General features: G+C 59.9%; 17 protein-coding genes and 3 pseudogenes. 6 read left to right on the top strand and 14 right to left on the bottom strand.

From position 1 onward, the window contains the following. Positions 1 to 5 precede the first annotated feature (5 nt). Positions 6 to 287 carry a metal-sensing transcriptional repressor gene (locus tag ACVWWD_RS30025; protein WP_352553467.1) on the bottom strand — a complete coding sequence of 94 codons (282 nt, stop codon included), beginning with the start codon at positions 285 to 287 and terminating at the stop codon, positions 6 to 8. Positions 288 to 416: 129 nt separating this feature from the next. Here ACVWWD_RS30025 and ACVWWD_RS30030 point away from each other — a divergent pair. Continuing rightward, a pseudogene (locus ACVWWD_RS30030) lies at positions 417 to 800 on the top strand (autotransporter outer membrane beta-barrel domain-containing protein); the annotation flags it as partial. A gap of 36 nt (positions 801 to 836) precedes the next feature. Here the strand turns inward: ACVWWD_RS30030 and ACVWWD_RS30035 are convergent. Beyond that, positions 837 to 1010: pseudogene (locus ACVWWD_RS30035) on the bottom strand (transposase); the annotation flags it as partial. Between the two features lie 40 nt (positions 1011 to 1050). On the opposite strand from ACVWWD_RS30035, the gene ACVWWD_RS30040 reads away from it, so the two are divergent. Beyond that, positions 1051 to 1773: a transposase gene (locus tag ACVWWD_RS30040; protein WP_457103685.1), complete on the top strand. Its 723-nt coding sequence runs from the start codon at positions 1051 to 1053 to the stop codon at positions 1771 to 1773. A gap of 387 nt (positions 1774 to 2160) precedes the next feature. Here the strand turns inward: ACVWWD_RS30040 and ACVWWD_RS30045 are convergent, their stop codons facing one another. Both ACVWWD_RS30045 and ACVWWD_RS30050 read right to left on the bottom strand, forming a co-directional pair. Continuing rightward, the gene (locus tag ACVWWD_RS30045) at positions 2161 to 2613 is read right to left on the bottom strand and encodes an autotransporter outer membrane beta-barrel domain-containing protein (protein ID WP_457103714.1); all 453 of its coding nucleotides are present in this window, start codon (positions 2611 to 2613) and stop codon (positions 2161 to 2163) included. Further along, positions 2514 to 2795, bottom strand: a pseudogene (locus ACVWWD_RS30050) (autotransporter outer membrane beta-barrel domain-containing protein); the annotation flags it as partial. The gene ACVWWD_RS30045 and the pseudogene ACVWWD_RS30050, both read right to left, overlap by 100 nt. A gap of 146 nt (positions 2796 to 2941) precedes the next feature. Between ACVWWD_RS30050 and ACVWWD_RS30055 the strand changes: the two are divergent. Next, positions 2942 to 3202, top strand: coding sequence for a DUF6894 family protein (locus tag ACVWWD_RS30055; protein WP_352733323.1), 261 nt, complete (start codon positions 2942 to 2944; stop codon positions 3200 to 3202). Here ACVWWD_RS30055 and ACVWWD_RS30060 read toward each other — a convergent pair. The 8 genes from ACVWWD_RS30060 to ACVWWD_RS30095 form a co-directional block, all read right to left on the bottom strand. Beyond that, entirely contained in the window at positions 3199 to 3909 is a 711-nt protein-coding gene (locus ACVWWD_RS30060; protein ID WP_352733320.1) for a Crp/Fnr family transcriptional regulator, read from the bottom strand. The genes ACVWWD_RS30055 and ACVWWD_RS30060 overlap by 4 nt on opposite strands. A 120-nt stretch (positions 3910 to 4029) precedes the next feature. Beyond that, the gene (locus ACVWWD_RS30065; RefSeq protein WP_023785309.1) at positions 4030 to 4284 is read right to left on the bottom strand and encodes a DUF6894 family protein; all 255 of its coding nucleotides are present in this window, start codon (positions 4282 to 4284) and stop codon (positions 4030 to 4032) included. 105 nt (positions 4285 to 4389) lie between these two features. Next, positions 4390 to 4632, bottom strand: coding sequence for a hypothetical protein (locus ACVWWD_RS30070; RefSeq protein WP_352733317.1), 243 nt, complete (start codon positions 4630 to 4632; stop codon positions 4390 to 4392). A gap of 364 nt (positions 4633 to 4996) precedes the next feature. Then, entirely contained in the window at positions 4997 to 5851 is an 855-nt protein-coding gene (locus tag ACVWWD_RS30075) for a phosphorylase family protein (RefSeq protein ID WP_352733314.1), read from the bottom strand. An 80-nt stretch (positions 5852 to 5931) separates the two neighbouring features. Beyond that, on the bottom strand, positions 5932 to 6723 hold the full coding sequence (locus ACVWWD_RS30080) for an ABC transporter permease (protein WP_352597046.1): 792 nt from the start codon (positions 6721 to 6723) through the stop codon (positions 5932 to 5934). After that, positions 6716 to 7603 carry an ABC transporter permease gene (locus ACVWWD_RS30085; protein ID WP_352733311.1) on the bottom strand — a complete coding sequence of 296 codons (888 nt, stop codon included), beginning with the start codon at positions 7601 to 7603 and terminating at the stop codon, positions 6716 to 6718. Before ACVWWD_RS30085 ends, ACVWWD_RS30080 begins: the two co-directional genes overlap by 8 nt. Continuing rightward, positions 7600 to 8637, bottom strand: a complete 1038-nt coding sequence (locus ACVWWD_RS30090) for an ABC transporter ATP-binding protein (RefSeq protein WP_352733342.1) — start codon at positions 8635 to 8637, stop codon at positions 7600 to 7602. Before ACVWWD_RS30090 ends, ACVWWD_RS30085 begins: the two co-directional genes overlap by 4 nt. A gap of 27 nt (positions 8638 to 8664) precedes the next feature. Beyond that, positions 8665 to 9705: an ABC transporter substrate-binding protein gene (locus ACVWWD_RS30095; protein ID WP_352733308.1), complete on the bottom strand. Its 1041-nt coding sequence runs from the start codon at positions 9703 to 9705 to the stop codon at positions 8665 to 8667. A 194-nt stretch (positions 9706 to 9899) separates the two neighbouring features. Between ACVWWD_RS30095 and ACVWWD_RS30100 the strand changes: the two genes are divergently transcribed. After that, positions 9900 to 10898: a LacI family DNA-binding transcriptional regulator gene (locus ACVWWD_RS30100; RefSeq protein ID WP_352733305.1), complete on the top strand. Its 999-nt coding sequence runs from the start codon at positions 9900 to 9902 to the stop codon at positions 10896 to 10898. A 416-nt stretch (positions 10899 to 11314) separates the two neighbouring features. Here ACVWWD_RS30100 and ACVWWD_RS30105 read toward each other — a convergent pair whose 3' ends face one another. Beyond that, a complete protein-coding gene (locus tag ACVWWD_RS30105; protein WP_457103686.1) occupies positions 11315 to 11722 on the bottom strand; it encodes a transposase in 408 nt (135 codons plus the stop codon). 109 nt (positions 11723 to 11831) lie between these two features. Continuing rightward, entirely contained in the window at positions 11832 to 12461 is a 630-nt protein-coding gene (locus tag ACVWWD_RS30110) for a hypothetical protein (RefSeq protein WP_352733443.1), read from the bottom strand. Here ACVWWD_RS30110 and ACVWWD_RS30115 point away from each other — a divergent pair. Together ACVWWD_RS30115 and ACVWWD_RS30120 are read left to right on the top strand one after the other, a co-directional pair. After that, positions 12454 to 12681: a hypothetical protein gene (locus ACVWWD_RS30115; RefSeq protein WP_156939475.1), complete on the top strand. Its 228-nt coding sequence runs from the start codon at positions 12454 to 12456 to the stop codon at positions 12679 to 12681. The two genes, ACVWWD_RS30110 and ACVWWD_RS30115, sit on opposite strands and share 8 nt — an antisense overlap. Beyond that, complete coding sequence (locus tag ACVWWD_RS30120; RefSeq protein ID WP_352733439.1) at positions 12678 to 13544, top strand: sulfotransferase family 2 domain-containing protein; 867 nt, start codon at positions 12678 to 12680, stop codon at positions 13542 to 13544. The genes ACVWWD_RS30115 and ACVWWD_RS30120 overlap by 4 nt, the downstream gene beginning before the upstream one ends. The last annotated feature ends 54 nt before the right edge of the window (positions 13545 to 13598 follow it).

Genomic DNA, 13598 nt, shown 5'->3' on the forward strand with positions numbered 1-13598 from the left:
GCTTCTCACAGGTACTTGGTGATATCCTTGAATTCGTCGATCGAGCGGCGCTGCTCGCGCGCTAGCGGTCCGACGACGTCTTCAAGGCAATGGTTGAGGTGATCCTGGATCAGCGTCTTCTTAGCCTGCGAGATGGCCTTCTCTACAGCATAAAGCTGCTGGGCGATGTCGAGGCAGGGCCGGCCCGCTTCGATCATCTCGATGACGCCCTTGAGATGGCCGTCGGCCCGTTTCAGGCGCTTGACGATGTCAGGATGAGTTTCGTGGATGTGTGGCAGCTCGCTCATAGCTCAATGCTATCCTCCTGGAGGGGATTAAAACAAGCCGCGATGCGACGTCGATGCGGGCACTGTTCGTAGGAGGAGAATAATCGTCTGTCATGCCCTCTGAAGCCGGGAGGCGTCTAATTTTCTGCCATGCATCGAAGCCTTCCAGCGTGGCCGTCGGCAATTTCCGCTTTCAGGCGCGTCTCCTCGGTCTTCGGCAGCGGCTCGATCGACACCACCGGCACCGGCATTTCAGGCTCGCTAACCTGGTATGGCGCGGAAGGTTTCTACCTTGACGGCCAGGCGGAGGTGATCTGGTACGACAGCAATCTCGACTCGGCGACCGCCGGACAGCAGCTTGTCGACGGCAACAACGGCGTCGGCTACGCTCTCGGCGTCGAAGCGGGCAAGCGCATCATGCTCGACCCGAGCTGGTCAGTGACGCCGCAGGCGCAGCTTGCCTGGTCGTCCGTCGATCTCGATGCCTTCACCGATGCCTTCGGCGCACGGGTTACGCCTGGCAGCAACGACAGCCTGCTCGGCCGGCGCTGTTCTTGTCGAAAGCGATCAGCGGCTGTTCGAGATCGCGACCCGGTGAGTGTAGCGCAACAGATAGGTAAGTACCGCTTCCGGCCCGGCGAATGGCGCCTTGGCGTAGACCACCCAGCGCTTCTTCCGGACGGGAGCAAGGTGGCGAAGGAAGGCGTGTCGGGCGGTGAGGTGCGCCGATCCGAAGAAGGCGAGCCGACGCCCGCCGGCCAAGCGTGGGCTTTTGACCCGGCGCGTGCTCCAACTCCTGACGCTTTGCGCCTCATGTCAGTCGTTCTTTCCCACCGCCGTCGGCGGACACGGTGCCGTACTTGAAGGCGACGCCGTATTGCAGAGCTTCAACCAGCTGGGCACGCTGCAGCAGCGGCTCGGCAACCGGTCGTGGAATGTCGAGGCGCAAGGCGCCGACGGGATTTCCGACGAGATGAAGGCCGAGGCCGGTATCGGGCTGTGGGGCCGGATCGAAGGCACCAGCGGCTCCTATGATCCGGAAAGCTCCACCACGGGAACGACCTACAACACTTCGACCTGGAGGCTTCAGACCGGCGCCGACATCCTTTTGTCCGACAGCGCGGCCGGTCAGCTCATCGGCGGCGTCGTCACCTTCCGACACAAGGACTATCGCCGCGACGGCGCCGATCGCCAGCAGGTCATGGCGCTCGCCACCGATGAGTTCATCCGCCGCTTCCTGCTCCATGTCCTGCCACATGGCTTCCATCGCATCCGGCACTACGGCATCCTGGCCGGCTCCGCCCGCAAGGCCAGCCTCGCACACGCCCGCGAACTCCTGGACGTCGCCGCGCAGCCCGAACCCGGCGGCCCCGACGAACCGGACGACTTCCGCCCGTCATGCCCGTGCTGCGGCGGACGCATGATCGTCATCGAGACGTTCGGACGCTGGGGGCAGCCGCGCAGACCGCCGGATGCGACGGCGACGAACCGGGAGAACGTCCCATGACCCGGCATGGCATGGTCGAGCCTTCAGCCGCAGGCGCTCAGCTGCCGGCAACGGATCCACGCGTGTCCAGGGTGACTACGGACGCCGAAGGGGACGCGTCCGGGCCAGCGCCGAGCTGGCAACATCGCGCGGAGGCGCAACAAAGCGGCCTGCCCGTATCAATCGCGGCATTTCCGACGACGGTCGCGCCATCGCCGACATCAGCAGCAGATCGAAGTCCCCATAGCCATCGACTGTGGCCCGCGGGTTCCTTCCTCGGGACTTTCGTACGCCTGCCGGCGCCCGAAACTCTTCACGGAAGACGACTGGCAGCTTCGCGTTTCGCAACTTCAGAAGCGGACGCTCGGAACGTTTTCATCAGTTCGTCAGTGCCAAGCCGACGCCTGCTCACCACTTGACCCGCAAACCCAGTGAGCCGGTCAGTGCGTGACTTTTACCGAAGTTTTCGAGGCCCGTCCGGGCGACGGCTTCCCCGAACACCGAGAACCTGTCGTCGGCCCAGTTGATCGTGCCGCCGACACCCAGGCCGCCCCAGAGTTGCTCGCTCCTGCTTGAGAGGTTGTTGCCGGCCAGGTCGACCGAGGAGCCATCCCCAAAATCATAATAAAGGTTGGCAATGCCGTAGAGGTTCGTGTGCTCGGCGCGGCCCGTGCGGTCCTGCCATTGTGTCTCATGGTCGAGCGAGAGACCGAGGCGACGCCCGCATAGGCTTCGTAGAGCGGTGCGCCGGCCTGATAGAGCGGGGTTCCGGGTCCGCCGCCATCGATCAGGGCGGAACGCAGGTACCAGCCACCGTCGGCGGGCGTGCTTGTGCCGCCCTGATAGAGCCTGTAGGCATATGCGCCGCCGACCACCGCCTGATCGCCTTCGAACGTATAGTTGCCCTTTAGCGAGAAGCTGCCATTCGAGACGCCGCCGACATCGACGATCTTGATACCTTCGACCGTCTGCGCCCCGCCGCCGCCGAGATTGACAACCTGGAGCATACCCGTGCCTGACGTATCCCCGGCGATAACCAGCATGTTGGTCTGCGAGTTGTCTGCACCCAGGGCGGTGCCGATGAGAATGTTGCCGCCATTGCGCGGGCATCAGCGATATCAGCTTTTGGGGCGCATTGCTGTCCGGCAGCCTTTGGGCCGACCCCGAACCGGCAGCTTTGGTGCGCAGAATGGTGACAGCGGATTGTTCGATCGGACGGGATCCTTCCAAAGGAATCTACACTGGACGCCGGCGCCCTGATCCGGAGGGTAGTGAGCTCCCTGATAACGAAAGCGCCGTTCGCGAAGCCATTTGGGCGGCCAAGGACCTGATGGCGGAGGAGTTGCGCGCGGGGAAACCATTGATCCGTGATGCCGCGTATGAGGTCGCACTCGACGACGGGACGGTCGTCGCTACCGTCACCTTCGCCGCTGCTGCCGACTATGGCTAGATTTTACCGAGCAGCCGCTCATATTGCTGTTCCGGCTCGCTGTAGGCGCCGTCGGCAATCTGAAACAGGCCATCGCGATCGCTGATAAGGATCTCGCCCCGGCTTGCCCGGATCAGCCCTCTGCCCTCAAGTTCCTGAATGGCGACGGTCACGCCAGGTCGCCGCACACCCAGCATTACAGACATGAACTCATGGGTAATCGCGAATCTATCATCGCTCACCCTGTCCCGGCACATCAGCAGCCAGCGTGCCAAACGCTCATCCAGTTTCGACCTGGCATTGACCAGGGCGGTGTAGCTAATCTGAACAAAAAGCGTATGCACGTAGAGAAGCAAGAGAGCCTTAAGCGTCGTGCTTTCAGACATGGCTGCCACCAACTTCGAGGCAGGCAGCTGGTACCCGTCGCCAGCAACCTGCACGTAGGTATCATGGGCCGCGCGATCGCCGCCGAGAACCAACAGCGACCCGGTCATACCTTCCAATCCGATCAGGCCCACCTCGGTATCGCGGCCGTTCGGTATTCTGGCGACAACCGACGCAATACCGCTTTCAAGAAAGTAGACGTCTTCGATAAGCGACTTCGCGTTCTCAAGCGGGGTACGCAACGGCAAATCCACCCGTTTCAAATGTGGCTCGAGCAAGTCCAAGTCTGCCCGAGAAAGCCGCTTCAAAAGGGCATTGCGATAGGTGATGCTTTGGTTAGACATGACTCCACCCTCCACAGGGCAAGAGCTTTGTGATTTCCCAGCCGTACGCGCCCGTGAAAACGTGCGAACGGTAGGTCACATATACGTTCTGCTGGCAACAACGCCTAATCACGTTAGGCATTATGGCCGGGCACCGGGCTTTTCCGCTGCACGCGAAAAGGGAAATTCCAGGACCAAGACGTTGCTCTGATCGAATATCTCGAAGGCGTCGCCTGTGAAGACCGGTTTCCCGGCCAGCAGTCCTTCGGCCAGGATCTCCTTGGCGGACGCCATCGCATCGTTTTCTACCTCTTGCAAGCTTGCGAACTCCTGTCCCTCTGTATCCTTCAAAAGCTGACCGCCCCCGGTTCGAATGTGGAAGAAGAATCTGGGCATGGTAGCTCCAACCTTGCTCGATTTTTAAATGCGGCACGCTTGATGGATAGTGTCGAAAACGTACCAAACGGGGATATCGAAAAAGCGCGATAACTGGCTCAACAGCTAGTCAGCCAGGCTCTCCGTTGAGATTGACCTGTCAAACCGTACGCCGAGACCATGTGTGATGGCGCTGGCGGCTATCAGATCATCAAAGGCTTTTCCGGAAATCGGGCAGTTCGGGAGTACCTCCCGAATGGCGGCTTCCGCCGTCGAGGTGGATATCACGTCATGTCGCCTTCTTCTGGTTTCGACATATTGCTCGACCAGCATTTTCAGGCGTCTTGTCGCTACTTCATCTACAAACATTGGGTCGCTCCCACCGGCCGAAGGCCGCGTTCTCTCGCGGCGCCATACTTCGATCAGTGAACACGCGACACGAGCGTTAATTCGATTGACCAAAGCTGCTTTTTGGTAATTTGTTCCCGATAGCCGAAGGCTTGGTAATTCCCAGACAATTGGGTGGTCGGCGGCTCTCTAACGCGGTCGCCCGAATGTCAGCTTTCGGACACTCGCAAAGTAGAACTCTATGACGATTTTGGGCGCATTGCAGCCCGGTAGCGTTGGGGCCGGAAGCAGCCCGAACGCTTCGGGCATGGCACCTTCAAAAGCGGACTCTCAGTTCGGCGCGAGGATCGTTGCGAGTGAACGATCCAGACTCTCGCGCTGCTTTTCAGAACCGTGTAGAACGCTCTGCCGGTTGGGGCGACTTCAAGCCGTGGCAAGAGCATTCCGGATTCGCCGGAAGACGTGCCGCGGTCTCCAGCGCAACCCGCGAGGCTGTCATAGAGAGGCTCGGCAGCACGTGCTCCTGCAGCAATTTCTGGCGCTCGCGGTCCATATAGTCGTTGAAACCGGCCGTGACGAACGCCAGGGGCACGAAACAGGCGCCGATCTCGCGCGATAAGGTGGCCTCTGGAGCGATCGAGTGGTTGAGCACGTCCGCTCCCATGTTTCGATATGCCAGAGCTTCGGCGGGAGTTGTCAGTCGCGGCCCGTAGCAGTGGGCAGCGACCAACTGCTGCTCGATGCCATGGACGCGGCATTCGGCTGGCCAATGGCGCCGGGCGGTCTCGGCCAACAATGCCGCACATCTTGGACATACGATCTGCTTGCCCGAGCAGTCGAAGCTCTGGCGGCCAGGCAGAAGTGAAAACGGGGTCTGCGACAGTTCGATGATATCGGCGTTTACGACTATGTCGCCGGGCTGGATCGCCTTGTTGACGGCGCCAACAGTCGAGCAGGCCAGCACTTGCCTTACATCCGCTTTCATCAAGACCCAGAACGCGCGGCGATGACAGGAATGGTCGATATGGCCTCGGGGATTGCCGTGCGAATACATGCACAGGGCATGTTTGGTTTTGCCCTCGACGGTAATCGACGCATCGAATTCGAGAAGCTTCCAGTTGTCAGAACGACCGAAAGGCGTTTCAAAACTCATGTCGCGCCGCAAGGTGCGCACACCCTCGAATGCGACATCTTCCGGGAAGGCAAGCCCCCAGTTTGCCGAGCCGGTGATGATGGCCAACCCTACCTGAGGGATGTCCGTTGACTGATCCGCCGGAGCACCGGCCACGTGATGATTTGGAGGCATGTTTCCAGTCTCGGTCAGGATTTTTGGCGAAGGCTCACGATCAGGACGGCGACCACGACGATGGCCGTCCACAAGGTCGAGATCGCCGCAATGGTCGGGTCGATCTGATCGCGCAGAGATATGAACATGAGTTTCGGCAGCGTGCTGTTTTGACCGCTGGCGACGAAGATCGAAATCACAGACTCGTCCAGCGAAGTCAGGAAGGCCATCAGCGTGGCCGACAACAGACTGATCCGGAGTTGCGGGACAATTATTCCGCCAATGGCTCTCGCCCAGTTTGCGCCCAGGCTGCGCGCCGCCTGAACCTGGTTCCAGTCAAAGCGGGCCAGAGCGGGCAACAACACAATGCAGGCGACTGGGATGGCCAGCACCACATGTCCGACCAGTACGCCGAACAGCGTTCCGACCAGACGTTGCGCCGCCAGAACAAAGAAGAGACCGATCGCCAGCAGGATGCCCGGCACGATGGACGGGGTAAGCAGAATGCCCTGAATGGTGACGGCGGCTTTTCCGCCGAGCCTGTTTATCGAGATGGAGGCAAGCAGCCCCAGCGGCACTGCGATCATCGCCGTCAATGTGCCTAGGATCAGGCTCGTCCTGAGTGCGGCCATCCACGTCGCCGAACCGAAGAAAGTTTCATACCAGCGCAACGAGTATGCGCGCGGTGGGAACTCGAGAAGATTGGACGCCGAAAAGGAGAGCGGAACGACGACCAGCGTCGGCAACATCAGGAACGCCATTACGAGCGCGCAAAAGCTCCACAGGATGATGCGGGCCAGCCTGCTATCTGGATAGGCTTCAAGCATGGGCTGTGCCGATTCTGCGTCCGGCAATCAGCCGCCGCGCAGCCAGGAACATCACCCCTACCAACGCCATAAGAACGAGGAGCAGAATGCCCAGGACGCTCGCCGAGCCCCAATCCTGGAAGGTCGACAACGTGCGCTCGATGCGGGTGGAAAGAGGATTTACCTTGCCGCCGCCAAGCACCGCCGGCGTGATGAAAAACCCTATGGTGTAAATGAAGACGATGATCGACCCCGAGAAGATGCCGCCGGCCGAAAGCGGCAGAATAACCGTGCGGATCGTTTGCCCGAGCGTGGCGCCCATGCTCGCCGACGCGCGGACGAGGTTTGCGTCGATATCGCGCATCGCGGCATAAACGGGCAGCAGAAAGAGCGGCAGCATGTAGTGAACCATGCCGATGAGCGTTCCCGTGAAGTTGTAGACCAGCGGCAATGGCTCGGCTGTCAGGCCTGAGCCGGTCAAAGCCGCGTTGATCAGGCCATCGCGCCGCAAGAGCACGAGCCAGCCATAGGTGCGCACCAGAATGGAGGTCCACAACGGCAGCATGACGAAGGCCATCAGCAAATTGGCCACCCTTGGCCTGGCGCTGGCCAGGGCGAGCGCCAGGGGGGTACCGAGAAGAATGCAGATCGCCAGCGTGCCGAGGGACAGATCAAGGGTCGTGACGAGCGCCGACCGTGTCAGTCCGCTCGACAGCACCTTCTCGTAATTGCCTACGGTGTATTCGCCCCCTGTGGTCAGGAAGGATTGCCGGAGGATCCAGAGGATGGGCAGTATCGCCGCCAGTCCGACGATGAAAAGCGCGGGCAGTGAAAGCGAGAGGAAGAACCGCCGCTCGCGTCGAGCGTCTGCCGCCAGCCCAGGATCGGCAAGGACGGTCACGCTGCGGCTCCCGGTATCGCGTGAACTTTCTCTGCCGGTGCATAGGCGGTCACCCGCTGACCGGTGGCAAGTTCGGCGCAGCCACTGGCCAGCGCCGCCGGAATGCAGACAAGGACTTCTTGCCCGCCGTCAAGCGCCAGCGTCAAAAGCCAGTTCTCACCGCGAAACGCCTTGGCGCGCAGCGTTCCCTCAAGCGCCACCCCGTCTCGCCCGACGAGCTTCTCATCAAGATGGAAGCTTTCCGCACGGATCATCAGAGCGTCGCGTGACGCTTCGGCGCCGTCTATTCTGCGCGCCCAGCCTGGAGCCACAATGTTGGCCTCACCCATGAACTCCGCGACGAAGCGGGTCGATGGACGATCATAAATCTGCTGTGGCGTGTCAATCTGCTGAATGCGGCCGGAATTCATCACCGCAACCCGGTCTGACATGATCAGTGCTTCGCGCTGGTCATGCGTCACATAGATGGTGGTGATCCCCAGATCGTCGTGCAGACGCCGGATCTCGTACTGCATGGTTTCGCGCAGGTTCTTGTCGAGCGCCGACAACGGCTCGTCCATCAGCATCACGCGTGGCTCAAAGACGATCGCCCGCGCCAACGCCACCCGCTGGCGCTGGCCGCCGGACAATGCGGCAACGTTGCGCTCCGCCAAACCTTCAAGCTTCACGCGGGCCAAAGTGTCGAGTGCCCTCTGGCGGGCCTCGGCTTTCGGCGTCTTGCGCAGCACCAACGGATACTCGACATTTGCCAGAACGTTCATGTGGGGAAACAGGGCGTAGTTCTGGAAGACTATGCCGATGTCGCGCTTGTTGGGGGCCAGGCGGGTAATGTCCCGATCGTCCAACAAAAGTCTACCGGAATCGGGCCGGACAAATCCGGCCAAAGCCATGAGCAGCGTGGTCTTGCCCGATCCGGACGGCCCCAAGAGCGTGAGGAATTCGCCAGCCTGAATGTCGAGCGAGACATCGTCCAGCGCGACGTAAGATCCGTAGGTCTTGCGCACGCTGTCGATGGTAATCGGGAGCGACTTCATCATGTGCTTCAGCATGAAAGCTGAGACTCAGCGGGCCATCATCTCATCGAAGGTTTTTTGAGCAGCCTCGCCATTCTTGACCCACCAGTCCGCATTCGAGAACACCGAAGTGCCGGCATTTTCAGGCGCGGTCGCAAGGGTCTTCAGACGGTCCTCGGGAATAAGGCCACCCTCATAGCCAGCAGGATTGACCGGGCCATAAGCTATGAAATCGGTCAGCTTGGCCACGCGTGCGGGCTGTGTCATCGCCGCGATGAGTTTCATGGCCGCTTCCTTGTTCGGCGCCCCCTTCGGTACCCCGAGGCAATCCGTGCCGATGACGGAACCCTTGAACGTGTAGTCGACCGCGCCGCCATCCGCTTTCACAGTTTGGGCCCGCCCGTTCCAGGTGACGACCAAATCCGCCTCACCGTCCTTCAGCAACTGCGCGGACTGAGCTCCAGACGTCCACCACACCGCGACATTTGGTTTGATCGCTTCAAGCCGCTTGATGGCGCGCTCCAGACCTTCCGGCGTGCTGAGCACGGAGTAGACGTCGGCCGGCGCCACGCCATCTGAGAGCAGCGCGATCTCGATCGAGTCCTGCGCATTGGCGCGGAGGGCGCGACGGCCCGGGAATTTTGCAACGTCCCAGAACTCCGCCCAGGTCTTCGGCGGGTTCTCGCCATAGGTCTTGGTGTTCCACGACAAGACGGTGCCATAGGAGTCGAACGGATAGCAGTAGTCGGACTTTGCACCGGCCGGCACGGAGCTGGGATCGATGATCTTGTAGTCGAGCGGCTCCAGCAGCGATTGTGCCGCGGCCTGCGCGCCCTCCGGTGAGCCGAGGTGAATGACGTCGGTCGTGACCGCACCCGAGGTGACCTGCATCTTCAGGGCGGCCAGGCCGTCGCTGAGGGTCTCCTCGCGGACATCATAGCCAAGCTCTTTTGCAGCGGGGGCCCACATGGCTTCCTTCATGGCGTTGCCATAATCGCCGCCCGCAGTCGTGATGGTGACTGATTGGGCATAGACCGGCACGGCGGCCGAGAATGCGAATACCGTCAAGGAAATGCGTAACCAAGACATAGGTTCTCCTCCCTAGAATTTGTTGAGACGTGCTCAAAATGGCCAATTCTGTCCATCGTAACGTTACGATTGCATCCAATTGCAGGAGAGTCAAGCTGCTTTAGCGAGAGCTTGGATTGACCGTGAGGTGGAATTCGGTCACGTAGTGGAAGTCAGCAAATCAGCCGGCGCTTTCGCAAATGAGGTCGGGCGACATGACCAACCTGAAACAGATCGCGGCGGAACTTTCCCTTTCTGTAACCACGGTATCCCGCGCGCTGAAGGATGGGCCGGAGGTTCATCCGTCGACCATCGCTCGCGTCAAGGAGGTGGCGAAGCGGGTCGGCTATGTGCCAAATCATCATGGCTTCGCGCTCAAAACTGGCCGCACGCTGACGATGACGGCAATATACCCGATGGAGACACAAGACCATCTGTCCGATCTGTTGAAGCTTCCCTTGATCGAAGGCATGACGCTGGCGGCGCGGCAAGCCGGTTATAGTCTGTCCATCTATTCCACGACTCCCGACGACGATCCCGTTGAGAGTGTGCAGCGGCAGCTTCAGGCGCGCAGCACAGATGGACTGATCATCACGCGCATGGTGTCGGGCGATCCGCGCGTCAAGCTGCTGCTGGATCAAGGCATGCCATTTGTCGCCTTCGGGAGAACTGACCTGGATTCAGCATATCCTTATGTCGACATCGACAATGAACAGATTGCCTACGAGGCGACCCGGTGGCTCATGGACAAGGGCTGCCGACGCATTGCGCTGCAACTTCTCGTTCCGGGCGACCAGGCGAGTGCCATGCGTCTTTCCGGGTATGGAAGGGCAATGGCCGAGGCTGGTATTCCGATCGACCAGTCGCTGATCGGTCATGGAATGTTCACCATGGAATCGAGCGCAGCCTGGTTCGATCGCATGCTGGCCTGGTCAGATCCGCCGACGGGCTTGGCATGCGCCAACGAACTGGGCCTTCTAGGGGCATTACACGCTCTCGGCAGAAGAGGTCTCGCGCCAGGGAGTGACATCCACATTGTCACTCGGGACAGCACGCGGCTATCGCGCTTCCTGCCTGCGAAGATCGGCGTTCATTTCGTGGACATAGCGGGTGTCGGACGCAAACTTGTCGAAGTCCTGGAGAGCCGGATCGCCAATCCGATTGGACCGGTCGCGACAGTCTTGTTCAAAGGTGAGTTCGACCCTGGCGAATAGTCGGACGGAAGAAGTCGCTTGGTGGACCGCGATATCCGCTTTCGAGGAGCACGTAGGTTCACCGCGGTGTCCGAGATAAGGCGCATTGCTGACCGGCAGCCTTGGGGCCGTGTATGGACGGCTCTCCGTTGGCAAGGGATTCTTTGAGCTTTGCCTTTGCTGGTTGGTGCGGCCATGTATCCGACCTGTAGGTGCGGCCTGTCATGTGCCGCTGGCCATAATGCCATTCGCGCGTCTCAGGTCCCGATCGTAAGCTCGCACTCGAGGTGCACGGCCCCAGTGGGTTTTCCTGATCCGGCGGTATCAACCGGCTTTGTGCATTAGCTCCTGTCCGCCCTTTCCAACCTCGTCAGCGATCGCTCGCCTTATCTTGTTCTATGCGATGACCGGCTCCCTGTAGCGCTCACCGTTCGTCATCAGTGCCCAGACCATCCGGGCGGTCTGGCCAACGCAACCGCCGCAACCTTGGCTGTTCGCCGCGCCATCAACTGCACGAGCCATGGCCTCCTGGTAGCGTTGCGCTCGGCATAGCGGATGACCGCCATCGCACCCACCACGAGCAACTGCCGCAAGTAGCGATTGCCGGCCTTGGAGATACTGCCGAGCCTCTCCTTCCCCCCGCTCGAGTGCTGCTTCGGCACGAGTCCGATCCATGCCGATAGACAGCGCCCCGACTTGAACGCATGCGCATCGGCGACCGTAGCCACGAATGCACTTGCCAGCAGCGGGCCGACGCCTGGGAGTTCCATCAACCTGCGACCAAGCTCGGTCTCACGCGCATTCGCCCGAACCCTACGATCGTTTTCGAGGATCTGTTTCTTCACGACCCTGAGCTGCGCCTCAAGCATGCGAAGGCATAACTGAGGTGTCAGGCACGGTGGCGGGTCGCAAGCAATCGCCGAGTGACGAAGCAAGAAACACAGCCTTGTCAATTTATGCATCAGGCTGCAGCTCCAACACGAAATCCCTCAATTCGTAACCGCCTCTCATGTCGGAAACAGCTCTGAACGTATTTTGACGCCGCTGGAATATCGTGGCTTGAGGACTACCGTCGAGTTCATCGGCACTGCGACCTAAAACCAGCAAACCACCATCGACGACTGTCTTTGCAACGGCACGGAGCGCGCGTTCGATTTGACCACGAGGAAAGTTCCTCTCCCCAAGGGCGTTCATCACGCGCACGACATCATACTGCATAGGCGACGGCGAAAAGAAATTATCCCTGGTGGCCACGAAGCGGCCCTCAATTTTCGCTCTCTCGATGACGTCAGGATGAAAAAGTGACACGGGCGTCAGCGTTGAAAGGCTGGGCGACAACAGCCAGGCCAGAAACTCATTTGCCCGCCTGCTTCTCAATGCAATAGCGCCCAGCGCTACTTGGAGGACAACCTGGTCTTTGTCGTAGAAGACCCAGAACATCCCTTTGCTGGCCGCGCCAATCTCATCGTAGTAATCGCTTGCCGTCAGCCTGACCGGTCGCTCATGGCTTAGCCTGTCGAACAGTTCCAAAGACGTAATGCCGTCAGATGCCGCCATATCGTGAACGGTGACTTCCTTGTCCATCGGCAGCCGCCGGATGGCCGAGATGATGGCCGTGTCCAAGTCCATGAACCGGTTAGGCCGAGTCGTTTTCGACGTGCACGGTCCAGCTGACATTGATGCAAGTATGCGTTTTCGCTCCTTGGCGGTGGGTGTGGAAAGCAACCTCGCAAAAGACGGCGCTAATATTCGCATGGACAAGCCACTTACCACGCGGCAGGCTGCCTTTGAAGGCGAAGGTTGAGCCTGAAGGCCTGCTCAGGCGGGCTTATACACGGCCTTGAAGTGCAATGCAGAGCGAAGGTGGACGCATCCGCTGCGTTATTCGCTCGTCCCCATGAACTAAATTCGGTCGCCATTCGTTCAGGCATTGAAGAGAGGGCGGGCAGCTTGATACTCAGTCGACATCGCAGGTTCATTTTTTTCAAAACGATCAAAACTGGCGGCACGAGTTGCGAAATCGTCTTGTCGCGATTTTGCGGTCCCAAAGATGTAATCACCTATCTGCCGCCCCCCGATGAACGACTGCGCCGCAGCTTGGGAGGACGCCCTGAGCAGAACAATCGGGACGCCTTCCACAAGCGATTGGCGGGAAGGCTGCTCGGATGGGAACGCGGAAAACAGAAACGTCGCTTCGACCACAATATATCCGCGATTGAGCTTCGGGCGCAGATTCCGGAACAGGAATGGCATTCATTCCTCAAATTTACAGTCGCTCGAAATCCATTCGACCGCGCCATCAGCAAATATTTTCACGACCGGCATCACAACGCATCACTCGAGATAGTTCCGGGGTCACAGCCTTCCAAAGACGACATCAATGAGTATTTGCAGACTTTGCCGGACCGCGATCTGACGAACTGGCACATATATGCCGACGATAAGGTTTCCCTTGTTGACCGTATCATGCGCTATGAAAATCTCTCGGAAGAGATTGCAAGCCTGTTGAGATCCTTGGGTATCGCCGAGGAGATCGCGCTTCCGCGCGCCAAGGGTGCGTGGCGGACCAATCGGGAGCCATATCGATCGATCATAGGAACCGAGCTCCGCCGCAAGATCGAAGCCGTTGCCTCAAATGAGTGCGAGCTAATGTGCTACAAATGGTAGTTTGATCACACCAACGGTCGGTCGCCGAATGAGGGAACGCGCACCGACATCCAG

Source organism: Mesorhizobium sp. URHB0026 (assembly GCF_054059755.1).

Bases quoted from the DNA above. Each gene is read 5' to 3' on its own strand.
- ACVWWD_RS30025 (WP_352553467.1), bottom strand. From the start codon at position 287: ATGAGCGAGCTGCCACACATCCACGAAACTCATCCTGACATCGTCAAG.
- ACVWWD_RS30055 (WP_352733323.1), top strand. From the start codon at position 2,942: ATGGTGACAGCGGATTGTTCGATCGGACGGGATCCTTCCAAAGGAATC.
- ACVWWD_RS30060 (WP_352733320.1), bottom strand. From the start codon at position 3,909: ATGTCTAACCAAAGCATCACCTATCGCAATGCCCTTTTGAAGCGGCTT.
- ACVWWD_RS30065 (WP_023785309.1), bottom strand. From the start codon at position 4,284: ATGCCCAGATTCTTCTTCCACATTCGAACCGGGGGCGGTCAGCTTTTG.
- ACVWWD_RS30070 (WP_352733317.1), bottom strand. From the start codon at position 4,632: ATGTTTGTAGATGAAGTAGCGACAAGACGCCTGAAAATGCTGGTCGAG.
- ACVWWD_RS30080 (WP_352597046.1), bottom strand. From the start codon at position 6,723: ATGCTTGAAGCCTATCCAGATAGCAGGCTGGCCCGCATCATCCTGTGG.
- ACVWWD_RS30090 (WP_352733342.1), bottom strand. From the start codon at position 8,637: ATGAAGTCGCTCCCGATTACCATCGACAGCGTGCGCAAGACCTACGGA.
- ACVWWD_RS30095 (WP_352733308.1), bottom strand. From the start codon at position 9,705: ATGTCTTGGTTACGCATTTCCTTGACGGTATTCGCATTCTCGGCCGCC.
- ACVWWD_RS30100 (WP_352733305.1), top strand. From the start codon at position 9,900: ATGACCAACCTGAAACAGATCGCGGCGGAACTTTCCCTTTCTGTAACC.
- ACVWWD_RS30110 (WP_352733443.1), bottom strand. From the start codon at position 12,461: ATGGACAAGGAAGTCACCGTTCACGATATGGCGGCATCTGACGGCATT.